This is a genomic window from Micromonospora sp. CPCC 206060 (assembly GCF_036906895.1).
Classification (GTDB): Bacteria; Actinomycetota; Actinomycetes; order Mycobacteriales; family Micromonosporaceae; genus Micromonospora.
On the sequence record NZ_JBAKHU010000036.1, the window covers coordinates 1 to 21,842 of the forward strand.

At 72.0% G+C, this 21,842-nt stretch carries 10 protein-coding genes; 1 reads left to right on the forward strand and 9 read right to left on the reverse strand.

What is annotated here, in order from left to right:
• Nucleotides 1–209 precede the first annotated feature (209 nt).
• From V6U90_RS21155 to V6U90_RS21195, 9 genes are all read right to left on the reverse strand, one after another.
• Nucleotides 210–1,034 carry an ABC transporter permease gene (locus V6U90_RS21155; RefSeq protein ID WP_334439340.1) on the reverse strand — a complete coding sequence of 275 codons (825 nt, stop codon included), beginning with the start codon at nucleotides 1,032–1,034 and terminating at the stop codon, nucleotides 210–212.
• Complete coding sequence (locus V6U90_RS21160) at nucleotides 1,031–2,197, reverse strand: ABC transporter ATP-binding protein (protein ID WP_334439343.1); 1,167 nt, start codon at nucleotides 2,195–2,197, stop codon at nucleotides 1,031–1,033. The genes V6U90_RS21155 and V6U90_RS21160 overlap by 4 nt, the downstream gene beginning before the upstream one ends.
• Before the next feature lie 45 nt (nucleotides 2,198–2,242).
• Nucleotides 2,243–3,202: an alpha/beta hydrolase family esterase gene (locus V6U90_RS21165; protein WP_334439347.1), complete on the reverse strand. Its 960-nt coding sequence runs from the start codon at nucleotides 3,200–3,202 to the stop codon at nucleotides 2,243–2,245.
• Between the two features lie 204 nt (nucleotides 3,203–3,406).
• Nucleotides 3,407–5,230, reverse strand: coding sequence for a hypothetical protein (locus V6U90_RS21170; RefSeq protein ID WP_334439350.1), 1,824 nt, complete (start codon nucleotides 5,228–5,230; stop codon nucleotides 3,407–3,409).
• 251 nt (nucleotides 5,231–5,481) lie between these two features.
• Nucleotides 5,482–6,444 (reverse strand): sulfotransferase domain-containing protein, encoded by a 963-nt coding sequence (locus tag V6U90_RS21175; protein WP_334439353.1) that lies wholly within the window; start codon nucleotides 6,442–6,444, stop codon nucleotides 5,482–5,484.
• A gap of 26 nt (nucleotides 6,445–6,470) precedes the next feature.
• Nucleotides 6,471–7,343, reverse strand: coding sequence for an alpha/beta fold hydrolase (locus V6U90_RS21180; protein ID WP_334439464.1), 873 nt, complete (start codon nucleotides 7,341–7,343; stop codon nucleotides 6,471–6,473).
• Between the two features lie 2 nt (nucleotides 7,344–7,345).
• A complete protein-coding gene (locus tag V6U90_RS21185; RefSeq protein ID WP_334439356.1) occupies nucleotides 7,346–7,660 on the reverse strand; it encodes an acyl carrier protein in 315 nt (104 codons plus the stop codon).
• A gap of 37 nt (nucleotides 7,661–7,697) precedes the next feature.
• Nucleotides 7,698–12,455 carry a beta-ketoacyl synthase N-terminal-like domain-containing protein gene (locus V6U90_RS21190; RefSeq protein ID WP_334439359.1) on the reverse strand — a complete coding sequence of 1,586 codons (4,758 nt, stop codon included), beginning with the start codon at nucleotides 12,453–12,455 and terminating at the stop codon, nucleotides 7,698–7,700.
• A 4-nt stretch (nucleotides 12,456–12,459) separates the two neighbouring features.
• Nucleotides 12,460–19,779 (reverse strand): SDR family NAD(P)-dependent oxidoreductase, encoded by a 7,320-nt coding sequence (locus tag V6U90_RS21195; RefSeq protein ID WP_334439361.1) that lies wholly within the window; start codon nucleotides 19,777–19,779, stop codon nucleotides 12,460–12,462.
• Nucleotides 19,780–20,595: 816 nt separating this feature from the next.
• Here V6U90_RS21195 and V6U90_RS21200 point away from each other — a divergent pair.
• Entirely contained in the window at nucleotides 20,596–21,498 is a 903-nt protein-coding gene (locus V6U90_RS21200; protein ID WP_334439364.1) for a sulfite exporter TauE/SafE family protein, read from the forward strand.
• Nucleotides 21,499–21,842: the final 344 nt, after the last annotated feature.

Below are 21,842 nucleotides of genomic sequence, written 5' to 3' on the forward strand. Positions count from 1 at the left end.
GGGTTCATCGTCATCGACGAGGCAACCAACCGCACCGTCGGCGCAGGAATGATCGTCGAAGCCATCTGACCGAAGCCGGACCATCCGGCAAGGCCCCTCCCCGGACGGGGAGGGGCCCTTCGTTGTCCTCACAGTTCTGCCGAAGCAGTGTTAAGAAGGGGCCCTTCCTCTACCGAAAGCGTTAATAAGGGGCCCTTCCTTGCATCCGGTTACTGGACTGCCCGGCGGGTGAAACCGCGTACGGCGGTGGCCGTGGTAATTGCGGCGACGGTGGCGAGAACCGCCAGACATGCCCAGGCGGAAATGTGCGGAACGGTCGGCAGTAGTGCCCCGCGCACGCCCTCCGAAACGTACGTCATCGGATTGAACAGCGTAACAACCTGGTACCACGGAATGGTCGACAGTCGCGGCCACGGGTAGTGGATGCAACCGGTCCAGATGATCGGGGTGACGACCAACGACAGGGTGATGTTGATCCGTTGGATCGGCAGGATGGTGGCCAGCGTGATGCCCAGGCCGCCACCGATCCAGGCACCGAGCAGGACGACCGCCAGGGCCTGGGGCAGCCCTTCCGGGCGCCACGGCGCGGAACCGACCACCAGCGCGCCGAGCGGGTAGATCAGCACCGCCGCGAGCAGACCGCGGATCGTCGCGATCACCAGCTTGCCCACCGCGACCAGGCCGGTGGGGATCGGGGCCATCAGCCGGTCCTCGATCTCCATGGTGAAGCCGAACTCCTTCACCAGCGGCAGGGCCACGCTCTGCAGGGCGGTGGTGAACGCGGCCAGGGCGATGATGCCGGGCAGGAACAGGTCGGCGAAGGAGCGACCCACCACACCCTGCGCGCCGAGGATCGTGTCGAAGACGAAGAGCATGAAGAGCGGGGTCAGCCCGACCTGCACCAGGATCACCCACAGCTCCTTGCCGGTGACCAGCAGGTCCCGGCGCAGCACGGCCAGGAAGACCCGGGCTGCGGAGGGGCGGGGGCGGACGACGGCGGTACGGGCCGGTGCGGCGGCGTCAACGACGGTCACCGGAGCCCCCTTCCGGTGAGTTCGATGAAGACGTCCTCCAGGCTGGGCTCGGAGACGCGTACGTCGGTCAGGTTCGCCGACCGGTCACCGAGCAGGGTCAGGATCGGACCGAGCAGGGCGGCGGGGTCGGTGGCCAGGTGCAGCCGGATCCGGGTACCGGCGCGGGCGCGGGCCGACGGCAACGTGCCGACCGCCGCACCCAGGCCGAGCGCGGCCAGCCGGCCGGCCCCGAGCCCGGGCGGGAGGCCCCGTCCACCACCCGGGCCGGAAGGGCCACCGCGACCCGGCCCCATCGCCCGGCCGTTCGTACCGAACCCGCCCGGTCGCCGTCCGGCCGGCAGGGCCGGTGCCGCCAACTGCTCCGCCTTGCGTACCCCGGAAACCTCCCGCAGTGCGGTGAGCAGGGCGTCCACGTCGCCCTGCGGACCGAGTGCCACGGTCAGGTCCAGGATCGACCGGCCGGCGAGGCTGCGGACCAGGTTGGTCGGGGTGTCCAGGGTGAGCAGCTTGCCGTGGTCTACCACGCCGACCCGGTCGACCAGCCCGGCCGCGTCGTTCATCTGGTGGGTGGTGAGCACGATCGACACGCCCCGGTCCCGCATCTGGTGGATCCGGTTCCAGATCAGCAGCCGGGTCTGCGGGTCCAGGCCGTTGGTCGGTTCGTCGAGGAAGAGCACCGCCGGTTCGTGGATCAGCGCCCGGGCGATCATCAGCCGCTGGGCCATCCCACCCGAGTACGCCTCGATCCGCTTGTCGGCCCGGTCCGCCAGGCCGAACCGTTCCAGCAGGTCGTCGGCGCGGCTCTCGCGTTCCCGCCGCCCCACCCCGTGGTACGCGGCGTGGTAGAGCAGGTTCTGCCGGGGGGTCAGCGAGCGGTCGAGGTTGTTGTGCTGGGGTACCACGGCGAGCTGGGCCCGGGCTCCCACCGGGTCGCGGACCACGTCGACTCCACCGATCACGGCCCGGCCGCTGGTGGCCCGGATCCGGGTGGTCAGGATGCCGATGGTGGTGGACTTGCCGGCGCCGTTGGGTCCGAAGAGCCCGAAGATCTCGCCGGGCTCGACGGTGAAGGAGAGGCCGTCGACGGCGTTGACCTCGCTCTTCGGGTACCGCTTGACGAGCTGGTCGACCTCGACCGTTGGCGGGGTGCCTCTGCTGGTCATGTGCTGCTCCCTGTGCTGGGGTGGCGGCCGGGCCGGTGGCCGGGGTCAGCCGCCGGTGGTCCGGGGATGGGCGCTGAAGAAGCGCCAGATGGTGGCGGTGGCGTTCAACGCGGTACTGGGCGGATCGAGGTTGAGCAGGCGTTGCGTCCGCTCGTTCGGCGCGGCGCCGCCGGGCCACTGGTGACCGGCGCCGGCCACCGCGAGCAGCTCGACGGACCGCCCGTCCGGGCAGTCCGCGCGGGTCGTGGTGACCGCTGCGGTGGTGGTGACCTCGGGTGCGCCGCACCGGTCGACCGCCCGCCACCGGGCCACCAGCTCCGTCGTCGCCGGCCCGTTGATCCGTACCGGGTTGCGGCCGGTGCCCCCGTTGTCCCGCTTACCCGGTCCGCCGCCGTAGGGCATGGTCTGGTCCGCCGTACCGTGGATGTGGATCACCGAGACCGGTGCCGGATCGGCGCAGTCACCGACCAGCGTGGTGGCCACCGCGCCGACCGCGGCGAACAGGTCCGTCTCGCAGACCAGGCGGTAGGCGAGCAGGCCACCGTTGGAGATCCCGGTGACGTAGACCCGGGCCGGGTCGACGGGCAGTTCGGCCGAGAGGGTGGTGACCAGGCGGGTGATGAAGGCGGTGTCGTCGACCCTCTCCCGGGCCGGCGCCCCGCAGCAGTCCTTCGTCACCGCCCACGCCCGGTTGAGCCCGTCGGGGTAGACGACCAGGAAACCGCCCCGGTCCGCCTCGGCGTTCCAGCCGTACGACGACTCCGCCTGTTCGCCGGTGCCGAGGGCGCCGTGCAGCATGACCACCAGGGGGACCGGCCCGGTGAGCGGGACCGACGCCGGCCGGTACACCCGGTAGCCGCGCTCCCGGCCGTCCACCTGGATGGTCCGTACGGAGGTGCCGGTCGGCAGCCGGTCTGCGCTGACGGTCGACTGGGGGGTGCGCTGTTCCGGCCCCGGTTCGGTCCGATCGGCGCGGCAACCGCTGAGGACGATGAGAAGTGCCACCGCCAGCACCAGCGGTGTGCGGCGGCCGGCGGACCGCCGCCCGACCTGGCGAATTCTGTGAATTGTCATCATAGGGGTAGCTTGCGCCATCCATGTTCGAGGAAGGTAAGCGTTCGGCGACGGTGTGTTAAGTGCTGTCCGGACGGGACCGGCCCGGCGCCCGCATCCGGCTGGGACACGGGCGCCGGTCCGGTCAACCGCCGCCTACCAGGGCCGGGTGCGGAGCTGGATCAGCTCCCAGCCGCCCTCCGGGATGTCGTCGTTCGGGTCGGTACGCAGGTTCATCGGGTTGGCCATCCCGAGGTAGAGGTCCGTCCCGTCGGTGACGATGTTCCGGACCCCGTAGTTCAGGTAGTTGCCGAACCCGGCGTTGTCGACCACCTCGGCGGGACTCCAGGGCGAGTTGAAGACGAACAGGTCACCACCGAAGGTCGCGGGCGGCGTCTCGCTGGTCCGCGCCTCCTCCGCCAGGGTCGGCGCGGCACTCAACGTGGCCGCCGCCGACGCGGGGAGGCCGAGCTGCCGGGCCGTCTGGCTGCCCAGGTCCTTGGAGATGTAGCTCCAGTCCATCGTGCCGACGAAGAGCCGCCCGCCGGCCACCACCATCTTCCAGGTGTAGTTGTTGTACGGGTTGCCGAGCCCACCCGAGCCGTACAGCGGGGTGTTGTTGGTCGACTGCAACGCCCAGGCACCGGCACCCCCGTTCGCCGCCGGGTCGAACGCCGGCAGCTCGGCCGCACCGTAGAGCAGATCGACCTGCTGCCGGTCGTTACCGAAGTTCCAGCCCCGGAAGATGCTGATCGACCGCTGGGTGTTCTGGATGGCAATGCGGGACGATTCCTCATCGGCCGGCGGGTACCGGAGCAGGTGGGTGTAGGTGGCCTTCAGCGGTACGTGCATGGTGCCCCAGTAGAGCTGACCGCCGTAGGAGGCGAGGCCGCCGAGGGCGTAGGTGCTGGCCACCACCGGGTCCGGCTCGTACTGGCCGACGTCCCAGACCTTGCGCCAGCCGTTGGCGTCGGCCGGGTTCAGGCCGGGCTCGCCGTCGGCCAGCTTCGGGCTCATCCAGATGCCGGCGAGCACGTCGCCCGCACCGGCGACCGGACCGTCGACGGCCAGGCCGTCGTCCCCGTTGCCGATCCAGGTGGAAATGAAGATCCGTCCCTGGTGCACGGTCAGGTCGGCGGCCTGGGCGGGCAGGTCGGCCACCTCGATGAAGCCGAACGGGTTGGTCTTGTCGCCGGTCCAGCGCAGCACGTGACCGCCGGCGCCGCCGTTGGCCCCCACGCCGACCCCGGCGTAGAGGACGTTGTCGGCCACCACGAAGTGCCGGATGTTGCCGTACTGCGGCAGGTTCGTCGAACCGAGGAAGGCCCCGGTGTCGGCATCGAAGGCGAACAGGTTGATGCTCTGCGCCAGCGCCGGCCCGGCCAGCAGCACGACCCCCTGGTGGTTACCGGCCGCCCGGATCCCGGCGGTGGAGCTGAGCCGGTTCGCGTGCTCGGGACCGGCGTTCTTCACCAGGACCGTCTTCTCGACGGACTGCCCGGTGTGCAGGTCGTACTGGTACATCCGAGGCGGCCGGTGGTCACCGAGGGTGGGCGGCAGCGAGGGGTTCCGCTTGGCGATCTGGCTCTCGCCGTACTCGCACACCCAGTCCTCGGTGAGGTTCGGCTCGGTGCTCTGCAGGTTCCGGCCACTGGTGAGGCAGTTGATGTTGGCGCCGGTACCGAACCACAGGTGCTGGTCGGCCCGGGTCATCCCCCACAGGTACGACTGGTTGACCTTGGCCTGGCCCGCCTCGCACGGCGGACCGGCCGGGTAGGGCAGCCCCACCCCGGCGAAACACTCGTCCGGCGTGGCCTTGGCGAGCAGCCGCCGGTCGTACTTCTGCGCCGCCGCGTCGACCGACGAGGTCTCCTCCACCGGCGCGGACTGCGCCGGAGCCGGGACCGCCAACGCGGGTACAAGGCCCAGGACGGCCACTGCGGAGAGCAGTCGCCGTGCGGGGATCCGGAGTAACTTCACCTATCTCCTTCTTTCCTGGCAGGTACGGGAACCGGGACGCGGGGGCGGCCCGGGGCTGGGGCCGGACCGCAGACGCCGGCCGGGGGAGCGGACTCACCCCGACCGGCACGGCGGTACGGGTGCGGCACGCCACCGTCGGGCAGGCGGTGCTGCGGTGTGCCGCGGTCGGTACCCGGTTCGGCCCGGGGCCGTTGGTGGGGCCGACCCCGGGACCGACCCTGGAACCGTCGGTCGGGTAGGCCCGGGGACCGTCAGGCCGGGGCGGCCTCGCGGGTCCGGGTCGGGGCCTTCACCCGCCCGGCGACCTGCTGCGCCCACCCGGCCGGGTCGCCGAACTCCAGGAACCGGCCGAGGTCGGTGAGCCGGTCCACCGGGTCGGCGACCAGGTCCTCGTAGCTGATCCGCATCAGGTGATGCGGCGGGATGTCGGTGAGCGCCTGGTCGGCCTGGCTGGTCATGAACGCGCAGAGCGCCAGGTAACGGCGGATGTCCTGGCCGCGTTCCCGCAGCAGGTCGGCGGTGAGCCGGTCCGGCAGGTACCGGGCCAGGTCGTCCGGCACCGTGTCTTCGGGGGTGATCCGGAACGGGTCGAGCCCGCACCGGCCGAGGAACTCCACCCGCAACTGGATCAGCTGGAACGACGGGTGCCGGCTCATCGACTGCGCGGTGTCGTCCCAGTTGCGGGTCAGGTACACCACCTTGCAGTCCGGGAAGGACCGCAGTAGGTACGGCGCGACGTGGCTGGACCCGCCGGACCGCTCCACCCAGCGGCGCCGGCCGGTCAGCGTGGCCAACAGGTCCAGGAACATCCGGTGGTGCTCACTGACGCTCTGGGTGGGGAAGTCGGGAACCTGCTCGGCGAGCTGGTCGAAGAGCTGGTCCGGGTCCGCCGAGACCTTGGACAGGGTGATGGCGAGGATCCGGGGCAGGGCCGTCATCCGGTTCGCCCACCGGCCGGTCTTCGGGTAGCGCAGCTCCTTGGGCGGCAGTCCGATCCGGAACAGCGTGGACAGCTCGGCCTTCGGGCTGCTCAGGATCCCCCAGTACTCCGGCCCGGTGATCACGTCGGCGCTGCGTACCCAGGGCGCCACCGACATGAAGAACTCCTGCGCCGACAGGGTGTCCGGCTCGTCGGCGATCAGGTCGGAGAGCAGGGTGGAACCGCACCGGCCGTTGCTGATGATGATCGATCGGCCTTCGATCGGGGTGTCCATCGGGAGACCTCCTGCGGGGTTGGCTGTCACGGGGTGGGGGCGGGATGGGCGAGCCGGAGGCCGCAGTCCGCACCGAGCCAGGTGAGGACGAGCTGGCGGATCACATCCGGCTGGTCGATCAGGACCGAGTGCTTCTGGTCGGGCAGTACGACGGTGCGCGCCTGCGGGAACAGCTCCCGTACGGCGGGAACCAGCTCCACCACGGCGGACCGGCCGCCGTAGACGCAGAGGACCGGGACGGTGATGGCCGCCAGCTCCTCGGTGGTGGGCAACCGGCTGGCCGGCAGTTCCCGGGCCACCGTGGTGCTGGACAGCAGGTCACCGGTGTCCCGGGCCCGCCGGATCGCGCCCTCCCCGTGCCGGGCGGCGATCTCGGCGAGCGCACCCGCACGGGGGAGGAAACCGGCGGCCCGGCCCAGCCGACGGGCCACCCGGGTCATCCAGGCCGGGATCGGCGGCGCGGACTCCAGCGCCGTGATCCCGGCCACCCGGCCCGGGTGGCGGGCCGCGTAGCCGAAGGCGACGGTCCCGCCGAACGAGTTGCCGACCAGGTAGAGCGGTCCGGTCACGTCCAGCTCGGTCAGCAGCGCGGTCAGGTCGTCGACGAAGTCGTCCAGGGCGTACCCGGACCCGGGGCGGTCGGTCCGGCCGTGTCCCCGCAGGTCGTACATGACCACCCGCAGGCCAACCCGGGACAGTGGCTCGGCCAGCGTGAAGTACCAGCTGGCCAGGCTGTCCGAGGCCACCCCGTGGATCAGGACGACGGTGGGGGCACCGCCGTCCGGGGTGGCCCCGGCCGCCGTGTCGACGCCGTCCGGGTCGGCCACCGTCGCCGCGTCGACCCCCGGCGGGGGATCCAGCCGCTGCACGTGGACCGAGATCCCGTTCGCGCGGACCATGGTCACTGGCCCACCACCCCGGCCGGCTGGGCATCGGGTTCCGCCAGGGAACGCTCGATGTGCTCGACGAGCTGACCCACCCGCAGCTCGCGGACGTTCTCCAGGTCGAGCTTCGCCACGAAGTGGGCGAAGTTCACGCTGTTGCCGTACCGCGACTGGAGGCGGCCGGCGAGTGCGACCACGTCGATGCTCTCCATGCCCAGCTCGTCGCGGAAGGTGGTGTCCATGGTGATCTCGGTGTCGGCCGCGAACTCGCCCAGTACGGCGTGGATCATCTCGGTGAGGTCGGCGAGGATGGTGGCCTGGGCCGTACTCATGGCGTTCTCCTTAGGCTGATGAGGGGTTCGGGGCGGTTCACTGGCTGCTCCGGGTGGGTCCGGTGGCCGGATCGGGGCCCCAGGTCCAGGCCACGACGTAGCGCCGGGGCGGCAGGTCGTCCGGGTTGCGGACCTCCCGGTGGCCGACCGTGTAGACCCGGTCGGCGACGGTGACGGTGATGCGGTCGGCGGTCGCCGCCACCACCGGGTACACCTCGGAGGTACGGCCGAGCGGGCTGCACTCGGCCTTGCCGACCGCCTCCTTGGCGGCCCGGAACCGGGTGATCCACTCGGCCCGCTGCGCGTCGTCGGCGGCCAGACCGGCCAGCAGGGCGGACTCCGCTTCGGTCAGCGCGAGCGGGGCGGGGTCGGTACCCGGGGCGGGGATCTCCGCCACGTCGATGCCGGGACCGGGCCGGTCCGGCGTCCCGTCCGGGGGCCGGGGCACCGCGAGCGCCACCCCGATCTCCCCGCTGTGGGCGAGCGAGACCAGGCAGTCCAGCCGGCCGGGGCCGGGCCGGACATCCACCCGGGGCCGGCCGTCCGGTTCGTTGCGGACGGTCAGCTCGATCGGGTAGACGTCGGTGGCGCCGTTCTCCCACAACCGGAACCGGACGGCGTCCTTCACCGCGATCCGGCCGAGCATCCACTGTTTGCGCGTCACGGTGGGCTGGCGTTCGAACTCCGCGTACTGGGCGGTGCCGAGGATGCCCCGGGCCGCCATCCCCCGGGTGACCAGGTCGGTCCAGCAGTCGAAGGCCATCGTCCAGCCCTCCGGCTGCTGCAGCGACATCGGGTGCCGCTCCGGGAACCGTTCCGCCGGGCGGGCCTGGGGGTGGCTGTCGAACCGCCGGTCCACCGCGCCGTCGATCTGGGCCCAGACCCGGCCCTCGTGGACGAGCTGCGTGTCGGCGACGAGTTGGGCGTCGGTGATCTCCCGGACCCGGGCGACGCACTCGAACGCCCGACCGGGCGGCGGGGGCGGACCGAAGAACCGGATGTGCCCGAGTCCCACCGGCAGTGCCACGGTCCGGAAGGGCTGGGTGGTGATCAGCCAGTTCCCGATCAGCTGGAGCGCGTTGTCCAGCAACGCCCCCGGTGGGACCGGCGCGGTCACCACGCCCCGGACGTGCATCTCGCCTAGCGCGTGCACGGCGGTCACGCCCTGGAACTGCGGGCCGTGGAACATCAACCGCTCGGTGTACATCTCCGCGGCGCCCAGCGTCGGCGGCGTCTCGGTCGCCGGATCGTGCCGCCAGACCTGCGGGGTCCGGGACGGGTAGTTGGCCGCAAGCTCCACTGTGGATCGGGCGTACGCGCCGAGGATCACGCTGACCACGTTGTCCCCGGCGGACTTCACGGTGATCTCCACGTCCTGGCCCGGCTCGGCGATCAGCCAGCGGTTGAACCGCGCATCCCGGACAGCGATCGCCCGCATCCCGGGTACCGCCTGCTCCGCCGCGTCGATCATGTGCTGGACGAGGGTGGTGGCCGGTACCACCGGCCAGCGGTCCTCCGGGTCCGGCCAGTCGTCCGGCTGCACGAAGAAGCAGTGGTCGAGCAGGTACGGCATGGTCTGCGTGGAGACCTGCAGGGTGCTCTTGTGGATCACCTGGTTGACGCCGGGCTGGACGGCCGGTGCCGGTGCGGTTGCCGGTGCCGCCGCCGTCGCCGGTGCTGCTCCGGCCGGTACCGGTTGCGCGGTCACCGGACGGCTCGGGGGTACGACCGGCGGCGCCGGCGGTGCGGGGCGTTCCCGGACCGGTGCGGGCGACCCGGCGGCGGACAGTACCGTCACCGCGCCCTGTGCCGCGTCCTTGAGCAGGCCGGCGAGTTCGGCGGCGGCACTGGAGTGCCCGGCCAGCCGGTGCAGGGCGGCGAGTGCGGCAGCCGGATCACCCGACTGCTCCGCCACTGCGTGCCCGGCGCCCGGCGCCGTCGCTCCGGTGCCGTTGCCGGGCAGGCCGGATCCGTTGCCGGGCAGGCCGGATCCGGTGCCGGTACCCACCAGGCCACCGGTGCCGGCACCGCCCGTCGCGCGCGCCGTACCGAGCAGACCGGCCGCACCGTCACCGAGCCGGACCAGCGGACCACCCAGGTCGAGCCGGACGACCGGACCCTTCCGGCCGCTACCGACGGTCTTCTTCGGCGCCGGCGGGGTGACGTCGAGGGCCCGCAGGTCCGGGTCACCGCCCTCCACCCACAGCGCGGTGGCCACCCGACGCAACTGGTTGAGCCCGTCGCGGTGCGCCACGTTGACCGGCATCGCCAGATGCTCCTGCCCGCGCAGGTTGTCACTGATCAGCGAGGCGAGCTGACCGGCACCGACCTGGAGGAAGACCCGGAAGCCCTGCTGGTACATCGCCGCGACGGTCTGCCGGAACCAGACCGGCTCCATCATGTGCCGGACGAACAGCTCGTTCACCTTCGCCTCGTCGGCCGGGAACGGAGCCGCCAGGGTGGCCGACCAGACCGGCACGCTGGTCGGGTGCACCGCCCAGCGGCCAAGCGCGGCGCCGATCGAGGTCAGCCCCTCGGCGAACGCCGGGGTGTGGAACGCCGAGCGGAACGGCAGCTTCTGGCAGAGGATGTTGCGCTCCCGCAGCGCCTCGATGAGCCGGTCGACCTGGTCCTCCGGACCGTTGACCACCGACTGGGCCGGGGCGTTGTCGTGCGAGAGCACCACGCCCGGGAAGTCCGGCAGCAACGGGGTGACCTGGTCGGCGCCGGCCCCGACGGCGGCGAAGAGGTACCCGGAGATCTCGACGCTGTCCGCGTTGAACATCTCCAGGAACTCGTCCATCGCGGCGGTGCTGATCTGGCCGCTGGTCGCCGCCGCCGTCCACTCGCCGATGCTGTGCCCACCGACCGCGTCCGGGTTGATCCGGACCCGGCGTAGCGCCTGGTCGAGGAGCTTGCCCACCTCGATCAGCCCGGCACCGTGCCGGCCCAGGTCGGCGGCGGACCACTCCCGGTCCGGCAGCCCGAAGTGGGCGGCGATGTCGGCGGTACGCGGGGAGAACTCCGCCTCCAGACCGGGAAAGACGAACGCGAGCTTGCCGCCGCCGGCCAGCAGCGGGTCCGGGCTGAACCAGATGTCCCGGCCGCCCCGCCACGGCTGACCCTTGGCCACGATCCGGCGGGCCACCGCCAGCAGCTTGTCGGTCGGGCTGACGATGCCCAGCCGGCACCGGTCCGCCGGGCCCACGGCCCGGTCACCCCGGGCCAGCCCGGTGCCGAGTGCGCGTACCGCCTGGTCGTCCCGGTCCAGCAGGGCGGCCAACGCGGCCTGGTCCGGGGCGGCGAGCCAGAGCACCTCGTCCGGCTCGGCGATCACCGCGGCCGTGGCGGCCGGGGTGGTGCCGCCCGACCGGCGACCGCCGACCGGCTCCGGTACCTGCTCGACGATCACGTGGGCGTTGATGCCGCCGAACCCGAAGGCGTTCACCCCGGCCCGGCGCGGACCGTCGCTCTCCCACGGCCGGGCCGTGGCGATCGGCGCGAACCGGGTACCCGCCAGCTCCTTGCGCGGGTTGTCGCAGTGCAGGGTGGGCAGCAGCACCCCCCGGTGCACGGCGAGGACCGCCTTGATCAGGCCGGCGATGCCGGCGGCCGGCATGGTGTGCCCGATCATCGACTTCACCGAGCCGATGACCGGCCGTTCCCCACCGGTGTACGGGCCGAACACCTGGCCCACCGTGGTCAGCTCGGCGGCGTCACCGGTCGGGGTACCCGTGCCGTGCGCCTCCAGCATGCCGAGCGCGTCCGGCGCGGTCGGGTCCAGCCCGGCCATCGCCCAGGCCCGCTCGATCGCCAGCACCTGACCGGAGACCGCCGGGTTGAACATGCTCGCCGAGCGGCCGTCGCTGGACACCCCGCTGCCCCGGATCACCGCGTACACCCGGTCGCCGTCGCGGACCGCGTCGCGGAACCGCTTCAGCACCACGATCCCGGTGCCCTCACCGATCAGCAGGCCATCGGCGGTGCTGTCGAAGGGCCGGATCTCCCCCTGCCGGGACAACGCCCGGAGCTGGCTGAACACCGACCAGAAGCTGATGTCGTGCACGTGGTGCACCCCACCGGCCAGTACCGCGTCCAGCCGGCCGTTGACCAGCTCGGTGATGCCCTGGTCCACCGCGATCAGCGAGGACGCGCAGGCGGCGTCGATGGTGTACGCCGGGCCGCGCAGGTTGAGCCGGTTGGCCACCCGGGAGGCGGCCAGGTTGGGTACCAGGCCGATGGTGCCCTCCGGCTGGTGCGGGCCGAGCCGCTCGTCGAACTTCTGCCGGACCAGGTCCAGCTGCTCCGGGGTCAGGTCCGGCATCAGGTCCCGCAGGATCTGGATGACCTGGCTGGACATCCGGACCCGCTGGGCGTACCGGGCCTGGGCGGGGCTGAGGATGCCGCCCCGACCGATGATCACGCCGACCCGGTCGCCGGCGGGGAGCCGGTCCGGCCCACCCGCGTCGTCGATGGCCTTGGCGGCCACCTCCAACGCGATGAGCTGGTCCGGCTCGATCTCCGCGATCGACGACGGCATGATGCCGAACTTCAGCGGTTCGAAGGTGGCGTGCTCGTCCACGAAGCCGCCCCGCCGGCAGTACAGCCGGTCCGGTCGGTGGGCCAGCTCCGGGTCGTAGAACTCCTCGTCCCACCGGTTCGTCGGTACGTCCGTGATCGCGTCCCGGCCGTCGACCAGGTTGCGCCAGTAGCTCTCCAGGTCGGCGGCGCCGGGCATCAGCGCCGCCATGCCGACGATGGCTATCAGCTCCCGGTTGTCGGTGCTCGCACTCATCGGTTCACCAGCCCGACGCGGTGTAGACCACGGAGGTGACCGTCGGCTCGCCCCAGGCCAGCTCGCGGAGCAGGCTGAGCGCACCCTCCTCGGGGTCGATCAGCTCGATGCCCCGGCGGGCGTACTCCTTGCTCAGCTCGGGGGTGACCATCCCGGCGTGCCCGGGAGCGGGAGCCCACGGCCCCCAGTGGACGGTCAGGCAGCGGTTGCCGGTACGGGTCGCCCAGCGGGTACCCATCGAGTCGAGTGCGTCGTTGGCCGCCGCGTAGTCGCCCTGACCTCGGTTGCCGTAGGCGGCGGCGATGCTGCCGAACAGGACCACGAAGCGCGGGTCGCCGGGCAGTTCGTCCAGGGCGTCCAGCATGGCGCGGGCGCCGTCGACCTTGGTGTCGAAGACCCGGGCGAAGGACTTCGGGTCCTTCTCCGCGATCAGCTTGTCCTCGATGATCCCGGCCGCATAGACCAGGCCGTCGATCCGGCCGTACGTGCGGTGGATGTCGTTGAGCAGCTTCCGGGTCGCCTCGGTGTCCCGGACGTCCAGACTGTGGTAGCGCACCTCGCTGCCGAGTTCGGACAGCTCGGCGAGGGTGGCGGCGACCTCCCGGCCGGCGAGGATCGCCGACGCGGTCCGCTCGATCTTGGCCGGCGAGCGCATGCCCCGCTTGGCCAGCGCCGCGATCAGCGCCGACTTGTCGGTGGCGGCGGCCAGGTCCGACTCCTCCGGACCCTCTGGCAGCGGCGTCCGGCCGACCAGCTCGATCCGGCACCGGCTGGCCGAGGCGAGGGTACGGGCGAACCAGGGCGTGATCCCCCGGGCCCCGCCGACCAGCACCACCACCGACTCCCGGGACAGCCCGAGGGCGTCGGCCTCGGCCACCCCGTCACCGGCCGGTCCGGCACCGCCGGCGGCCAGCGCGCCCAGCTCGACCGGGGTCAGGTCGAGCAGGTACCGGTCGTCGCCCCGGCGGGCGACGATCGGGGTACTGCCACCGGTCAGCAGTTCGTCGACGAGTTGCCGGGCGACCTGCTCCGGCCCGGCCGCCGCGTCCACCTCGACCAGCCGGACGGTCAGCTCCGGGTACTCCCGGGCAATGGTCCGGAACAGCCCACGCAGGCCGTCGACCCGGTCCCCGCCGGTCGCGGGTACCGCCGCGATCAACCAGCGCGGCGTACCGGCCAGCGCCTGCTTGAGGAAGGGGAACGCGCCCGGCAGCAGCGGCTTGGTGCCCCCGGCCAGGCCGTCGAGCATGATCACCCCGTCGACCCCGGCGAGCTGCTCGGTCGACCTGGCGCCGATCGTGCCGGTCGCACCGGCCGCGCCGTGCTCGCCGAGCAGCTCGGCGAGCTGCGCCAGCACCGGTCCACCACCGGTCAGCAGGAACCGGGTGCCGTTCAGCGTCCCGGCTGGGGCGGTCTCCGCCCCGCTCACCGGCAGTTCGGTGGGGAGCAGCCGCTTCGGGGCGATCCCGGCCCGGGTCTCGGCCGGGGCGGTCACCGCCGCCGGGGCGGTACCCGCGTCGGCGGTGGACCCGTCGGCTCCGGTGTTGTTGATCCGGTTGTCGAGCCAGTTGACCATGGTGCGGACGGTGCGGGCTTTGACGAGGTCTTCGAGTTCGGCTTCGTCGCCTTCGATGGGGAGTTGGAGTCGGAGGGCGACTTCTCCGGCGACTTCGGCGCGTTTGATGCTGTCGATGCTGAGGTCGGCTTCGAGGTCGAGGTCGAGTTCGATGAGGTCGGTGGGGTAGCCGGTGCGTTCGCTGATGACGGCGAGGATGGCGGCCTGGATGACCGGGGCGGGCGTACCGGCGGGGGCGACCGGGGCGGTCAGCACCGCCGTACCGCCATTGGCCGGGGCCGCTGCCGCCGGGGTGCCGGTGTTGATGCGGATGTCGAGCCAGTTGACCATGGTGCGGACGGTGCGGGCTTTGACGAGGTCTTCGAGTTCGGCTTCGTCGCCTTCGATGGGGAGTTGGAGTCGGAGGGCGACTTCTCCGGCGACTTCGGCGCGTTTGATGCTGTCGATGCTGAGGTCGGCTTCGAGGTCGAGGTCGAGTTCGATGAGGTCGGTGGGGTAGCCGGTGCGTTCGCTGATGACGGCGAGGATGGCGGCTTGGATGACCGGGGCGGGCGTACCGGCGGGGGCGACCGGGGCAGCCGGGGCGGCCGGGGCGGTCAGCACCGCCGCACCACCGTTGGCCGAAGCCGCTGCCGCCGGTGCGCCACCGTTGGCCGGAACCACCGGACCGCCGTTCGTCGGGACCGGCGCCACGGGTACCGGTCCGGCCGGTGCGGGGCTCACCGGAGCCGGCGGCAGCACGGTCGGCGCGGCCAGTGCGGCCTGCGGCGCGACCGTGGCGGACCCGGCCGGCAGGGCGAACGGCGGGTACGCCTCGGCGGGCTGCCAGACCAGCCGGCCGGCCGGCCCCTCGGCGAAGTAGGCGAGCATGACGTCCCGCTGGGAGGCGATCATCTCCCGGGTGGTGCGGAGGAACTCGCCGAGCAGCTCGCCCCGGCTGTCGTGGCCGCCGTTCGAGGCGGCCCCGTTCGATGCTGTCATCGACAACTCCTTGATCCGTCGCGGAGGGGTCATGCCTCCGGGCAGGCAGTTACCGTCCCGGTCGCGGACGAGTTGACCGTCGACCGTCCAGATCGGACGGTGGTCCGACCCGGTGGCGGGGGTGCTGGGGGAAACCCGGTCGTGGAACAACCAGCCGGTCTGCACCGGCACGCCGGCACAGGCCAACTCGGCGAGGGCGAGCAGGAAGCTGCGCAGTCCCTCGGTGGTGCTCCGTTCCGTGGCCACCGCCAGGTGCGGCCGTTCGCCGAGCACCGACCGGACCAGCTTGGTGAGCACCTGTCCGGGGCCGGTCTCCACGAAGATCCGGACCCCACTGGCGTACATCGCCTCGATCTGTTCTACGAACCGCACCGGGGCGCCGATCTGCTCGGCGAGTTGGCGGCGGACCTGGTCGGCGCCCCCGGTGTAGGCGCCGGCCGTCAGGTTCGACCAGACCGGCAGTTCCGGCTGACGGACCGGCCGGGACGCCAGGACCTCGGCGAACCGGTCGACGCCGCCGGAGACGACCGGACTGTGGAAGGCGCAGGCCACCGAGAGACCCCGGGCGGAGAGCCCGGCCGTCTTGAGCGCCGCCACGGCCGCCTGCACGGCGGCGGTCGGGCCGGAGATGACCACCTGGGTGGGGGCGTTCTGGTTGGCCAGGACCACCTCGCTGGACAGCCCGGCCTCGGCGAGTACCCGGCCCACCTGGTCGGCGGTGGCGGTGACCGCGGCCATGGTGCCGGGGTCGTCGCCGCAGGCGTCGAGGATCGAGGCGGCCCGCTTCCGGCTGAGGTCCAGCAGCGTGGTCGGGTCGAAGGCCCCGGCGACGCAGAGGCCGACCAGCTCGCCGTAGCTGTGCCCGGCGGTGGTGTCGGGGCGTACGCCGACCCGGCGCAACAGGTGGTCGACCGCGAGTCCGCCGATGCCCAGGGCGGGCTGGGCGATCCGGGTGTCCCGGACCCGGTCCTCCTGCGCGCGGCGGTTCTGCTGGTCGAAGGCGGCGGGCGGGAACATCAGCTCCGCCACGTCCCGGTCCAGGGCCAGGTACCGCCGCAGCTCGGGGAAGGCCACGAACAGCTCGGCGAGCGCCCCGGGGCGTTGGCTGCCCTGGCCGGGGAAGAGGAAGGCGAGCTGGCCGGCCGGGGCCTGGGCCGGATCGGCCGGCTGGACCAGACCCTTGCCGGGGTCGTGCCCGCCGGTCAGCGCCCGGTCCAACAGGGTGGCCAGCTCGTCGAGGTCACGGGCAACGACCGCCACCCGGACCGGTCCGGACCGGCCGGCGGACTGCGCGGCGACGGTGGCGGCCAGCTCGGCCAGCGACCCGGTCCGTCCCGTCCGCAGCTCGTCGGCGAGCTTCCGGATCGCCTGGTGGGCGGCCTCGGTGTCGATGCCCCGGAAGCAGAACAGCTCCGCCGGCCAGGTCTGCCGGCTGTGCCGGGGCTCGGGCACGTCGGCGTACGCGCTGAGCACCACGTGGAAGTTGGTGCCGCCAAAACCGAACGCGCTCACCCCGGCGATCCGCTCCTGCGGCGGCGCGGTCCACGGACGGGCCTCGGTGTAGAAGGCGAACGGGCTCCGCTCGGGGCTCCAGGCCGGGTTGGGGTTCGCCAGGTGGATCGTGGGCGGCTTGACCCCGGTGTACAACGCGAGGGCCGTCTTGATCACACCGGCCAGACCGGCGGCGCACTTGGTGTGCCCGATCTGCGACTTGACCGAGCCGAGCGCGCAGCTCCCGGGCTCGGCACCGGACTCGACGAAGAGCCTGGTCAGGGTCTCCAGCTCCGTCCGGTCACCCACCACCGTGCCGGTACCGTGCGCCTCGACCAGCCCCACCTGGCGGGGGGAGATGCCGGTGTGCCGGTAGGCCCGGTCCAGGGCCCGGCGCTGGCCGTCCGGCCGGGGCGCGGTGAGCCCGAGGGCCCGCCCGTCGCTGGCCCCGCCGAGCCCCTTGACCACCGCGTAGATCCGGTCGCCGTCGCGTTCGGCGTCGGCGAGCCGCTTCAGGACGACACATGCCACGCCCTCGCCGAGGGCGATGCCGTCGCCGGTGCTGTCGAAGGTGCGGCACCGCCCGGTGGGGGAGAGGGCGTGCGCGGAGGTGAACATCAGGTAGTCGTTGATGCCGTTGTGCAGGTCGGCACCGCCGCAGATCATCAGGTCGCTGTCCCCGGAGGCCAGCTCCTTGCAGGCCGCGTCCATCGCGGCCAGCGACGAGGCGCAGGCGGCGTCCACGGTGAAGTTCGGCCCGCCCAGGTCGAGCCGGTTGGCCACCCGACCGGCGATGACGTTGGCCAGGACCCCGGGGAAGCTGTCCTCGTTGACGGTGGGGAGTTGGTCCTCCAGCTCCTCGGGTACCTCACCGAGGTAGGCGGGGAGCATGGTGCGCAGGGTCTGCGCGTGGCCCATGTCGCTACCCGCCTCGGCGCCGAAGATGACACCGGTCCGGGAGTGGTCCGCACCGGGGGTGTCGTAGGCGTACCCGGCGTCGACCAGGGCCCGGTGGGAGACCTCCAGGGCCAGCAGCTGGGTGGGGTCGATGCTGCTCAACGCGGCCGGCGGGATGCCGTAGCGGATCGCGTCGAACGGGACCGGGTCGATGAAGCCGCCCCACTTGGAGACACTGATCCGGCCGGTCTGGCCCGGCCCCACCTCCGGGGCGTAGTAGTGCTCGACGTCCCAGCGCTGGGGTGGCACCTCGGTGACCGCGTCCGCACCGCTGAGTACGGTCTGCCAGAAGCTGGCCAGGTCGGGTGAGCCCGGCAGCATGCAGGCCATCCCGACGATCGCGATGTCCAGCGGCGCGGGCGCCTCCTCGACCGGCTCGACCGGGTCGAACAGCTCGACGGTCAACCCGGCGGTACGCGTCGCGTGCAGCTCCTGTGCACCGGTGCTGACCTGCGCGTGCAGCTCCGCCACCGTGGTGGTGCGATCCCGCAGGGCGGCCACCTGACCGGCCATGAAGAGCCCCTCGGCCGCCTGGGTGGCCTCGTCCACCTGGACGAGGTTGTCGCCGTCGCGCCGCAGCCCCTTACTGGCCAGCCGGAGCCGGCCGACGTTGAGCAGCTCCAGCTGTTCCCAGACCTCGCGGCTCTCCACCCCGGCGGTCTCCAACTCGACCCGCAGCCGGTGGAAGTCGTCGACGAACGGGGTGTGCAGGCAACGGGTCGCGTGGCCGGGCGCGGTCTCCAGCAGGGAGGTGCTGGTGGCCTCGACCGCCGCCTGCTGGAACAGCGGCTGCACCGCGCCGTGCGTGACGGCCTCGGCGGTGAAGAGGTAGGCGGTGCCCATCAGCACGCCGATCTGGACGCCCCGGCGGGTCAGCGCCCCGGCCGTCGCCGCCACCATCGCGGCGGAGCGGGCGTCGTGCACACCACCGGCGAAGAAGACCTGCACCCGGGCGGCCTCGTCCGGCTGGCCGGTGAGGAACTCGTCGAGGACCAGCAGTTGGGCCTCCCAGAGCGGGAAGCTGGCCCGGGGTCCGACGTGGCCACCGCATTCCGCGCCCTCGAAGATGAACTTCCGGGCGCCGGCCCGCAGGAACTGCCGCAGCAGGCCGGGCGACGGGACGTGCAGGAACGTGCTGATGCCCTGCTCCTCCAGGGCCTTCGCCTGCGGCGGTCGACCACCGGCGATGATCGCGTACCGGGGGCGGATCTCCCGGATCACGTCCAGCTGCGCCGCGCGCAGTTCCTCGGGCGCGAAGCCGAGCACCCCGACGCCCCACGGCTGGTCGCCGAGCTGGCCGGCGGTCTCCTCCAGCATCCGGCGGGACTGTTCCGCGCTGGCCAGGGCGAGGGCGATGAACGGCAGGCCGCCGTCGGCGGCGACGGCGGCGGCGAAGCCGGCCACGTCGCTGACCCGGGTCATCGGCCCCTGGGCCACCGGCATCTGGATGCCGAGGGTGGTGGCGAGCGGGCCACCGGGGGCGAGCGCGAGGCCGGCGTCCCGGTCGGCGGCGGCGGCCAGCATGGCGTCCCGGATGCCCCGTACCGCTGCGGCGGTGTCGGTCCAGCGCTCGGCGAACACCGCCGCGAGCCAGCCGTCCTGACCGATCGGCAGCAGTGCGGACGTACTGTCGTGCCGGCCGCCGCGCCGGGTGCCCCGCTCCCCGTCGACCAGGACGGTCTCGCTGCCGTCCAGGTGCCGGAACAGGGACAGCACGTCGTCGGGCAGTTCGGATTCGGGCATGAGGGCGAGCTGGTTGTCCAGGACCACCCCGGCGGCACCACCGATCAGGCAGGCCCCGGCGGTGTGCGGGCCGATCCCGCCGGCCACCCAGACGGGCAGGTCCAGGCCGTCGTCCGCGACCAGTTGCTGGAGCAGGACGAAGGAGCTGAGGTCGCTGACCCGTCCACCGGCCTCCATGCCCCGGGCGATCAGGCCGTGCACCCCGGCGGCGGTGGCCGTCCGCGCCTCGTCCAGGCTGGTCACCTCGGCCAGTACCCGGTACCGGGTCACGGCCCCGGTGAGGTCCCAGGGGGAATCGGCCGGCAGGACCACCAGGTCGACCCGGCCGCTGGCAGCCTGGTCGACCTGATCCGGGGTGGCCCGGCAACCGGCGGGGACACGTACCCCGACCGGTTCCCGGGTCCAGGAGACAGCCTGGGTCAGCGCACTGAGGGCCCAGTCGTCTCCTGCGGCCAGATCCAGGATGCCCAGCCCGCCGCCTCGCCGAGCGGCGGCCGCGATGCGGGGACCGGGCTCCAGGAGGCCGCAGGGGCTGATGGCCAGGACAAGGTCGCGCGTGTTCGGTGCAGGTCTCATCGGGCTCCCACTTCGTATCGCGGTGGTCTCGCGTTGCGACGGGCTGGTCGAGGTCAGGGTCGACTGACGGCCGAATGTAATTTGCCGCGATCAATTGAGCAGCGCGTATTAAGTTAGCTTTGCTGAGTTACGACTCCGTTAAATCTCATCAAGTCGATCAGTGACGTGAAGTTTGCGCCGGTGAAGCGCCTGTCGATCATCGGGGGCGTGTCCGTTCCAGTGGTTTTCGATGGCATTGGAGCGCCTGATGACGTGCTTGTAACAAGTCATATTGTTAACAACTTGGCGACAGCAGGGAGCTGGGCAGTGCTGCGTAGTACCGGAGTTGGTGGATCGCCATCCCATCATGTGGACACCCTCTTGCCTGCCGGCGTGTCCTGCGCGAACGATGCCGTACATCGATGACCTTCATCGATGCAAAAGCATTAGTCCTATCAAATCTCTAGGGAATGCAGGGAGGGTTGTGTGGGGGCCGGTATGTCGATCGGCGCGGTGCCGCGTACGTGAACCGGCAGGTCGGATCGGCTCTGACCTGGTGCTGAGGTGCGTCGGACACATCCGTTCACCGGATGCCGGCGTACGAAATGATCATCCTTTGGCGGCGCTGCACTGATCCCGCCCCGGCCCGTCCGACCTGGCCGACCGCTGTCGGACGTCAAGCGGGAGTTGGTGGATTTAGTGCCCTGCGAGCCGGGTCGGCGATCGGTTAATCGCAGCTGACCTGTACCAATGTCCGACGCGGACGTAATTGCTGGATGGCAACGGTTCGCGTGGCTGGTGCCGTCGATGCCTCTCCTACTCGACTGGCGGTGAACAATGTCCAAAATTCTTCTGCTTGCTCTGGTTGGTCTCGGTGCTCAATTGGTCGACGGCAGTCTGGGGATGGCGTACGGAGTGACATCCACCACACTTCTGCTCGCTATCAACACCAACGCGGCAGTGGCGTCAGCCAGTGTTCATCTCGCGGAAATCGGTACGACACTGGTCTCCGGTGCCGCACATTGGCGATTCGGTAACGTCGACTGGCAGGTCGTGGTCAAGGTCGGTGTGCCAGGTGCGATCGGGGCGTTCGCCGGGGCGACCTTCCTCACCAACCTGAGCACCGCCTTCGCGGCCCCCGTCATGTCGCTGATCCTGCTCAGCCTGGGCATCTACCTGCTGGCCCGGTTCACCACCTTCGGGCTGCCCCGGGGAAACCTCGGCAAGCCGCTGCGCAAGCGGTTCCTCGGTCCGCTCGGGCTGGTCGCCGGCTTCGTCGACGCCACCGGCGGTGGTGGCTGGGGGCCGATCGGCACCCCGGCGATCCTGGCCAGCGGGCGGATGGAGCCGCGCAAGGTGATCGGTTCGATCGACACCAGCGAGTTCCTGGTGGCCATCGCCGCCAGCCTCGGCTTCCTGGTCGCGCTCGGCTCCCAGAAGATCGACCTGGTCCTGGTCGGTGCCCTGCTGGTCGGTGGCATGGTGGCCGCACCTATCGCCGCCTGGCTGGTCCGGAAGGTGCCGCCCCGGGTCCTCGGCTCGGCCGTCGGCGGGATCATCGTCATCACCAACTCCCGGACCCTGCTGGCCAGCGACTGGATCGACGCGTCCACCGTGGTCCGCTACAGCTGTTACGCGCTGATCCTCGCGGTCTGGGCGGCGGCCGTCGTCCACTCGGTCCGCCAGCACCTGGCCGACCGGGTCGAGCCGCTGCCGGCCGGTGAGGCGGGCCACCACTGACGGTCCCCGACGCCGGTGGCTACCGGACCCGTGGTCCCTCCGGACCCGGTCCGGTGGCTGCCGGTGACGGTCCCTGGGGCGGTGGCTGCCGGTGACGGTCCCTGGGCCGGTGGCTGCCGGTGACGGGCTCTGGACTGGTGGCTGCCGGTGACGGTCGGCGGGCCGACGGCCGGTGGCCGGCCCGACGATCGGCCGGACCGCCCGGCCCGCCCACATCCGGACCGACCATGGCATGTGGGTCGGCCACGCATCGTTGCTGGTGACAGGCGCGGAGAATGACGCTGCGGGGTAGGGCAAGATGGCGCCACGGCCCATGCGCAGCGTCGTGCCGGCCGGGGGAGGGG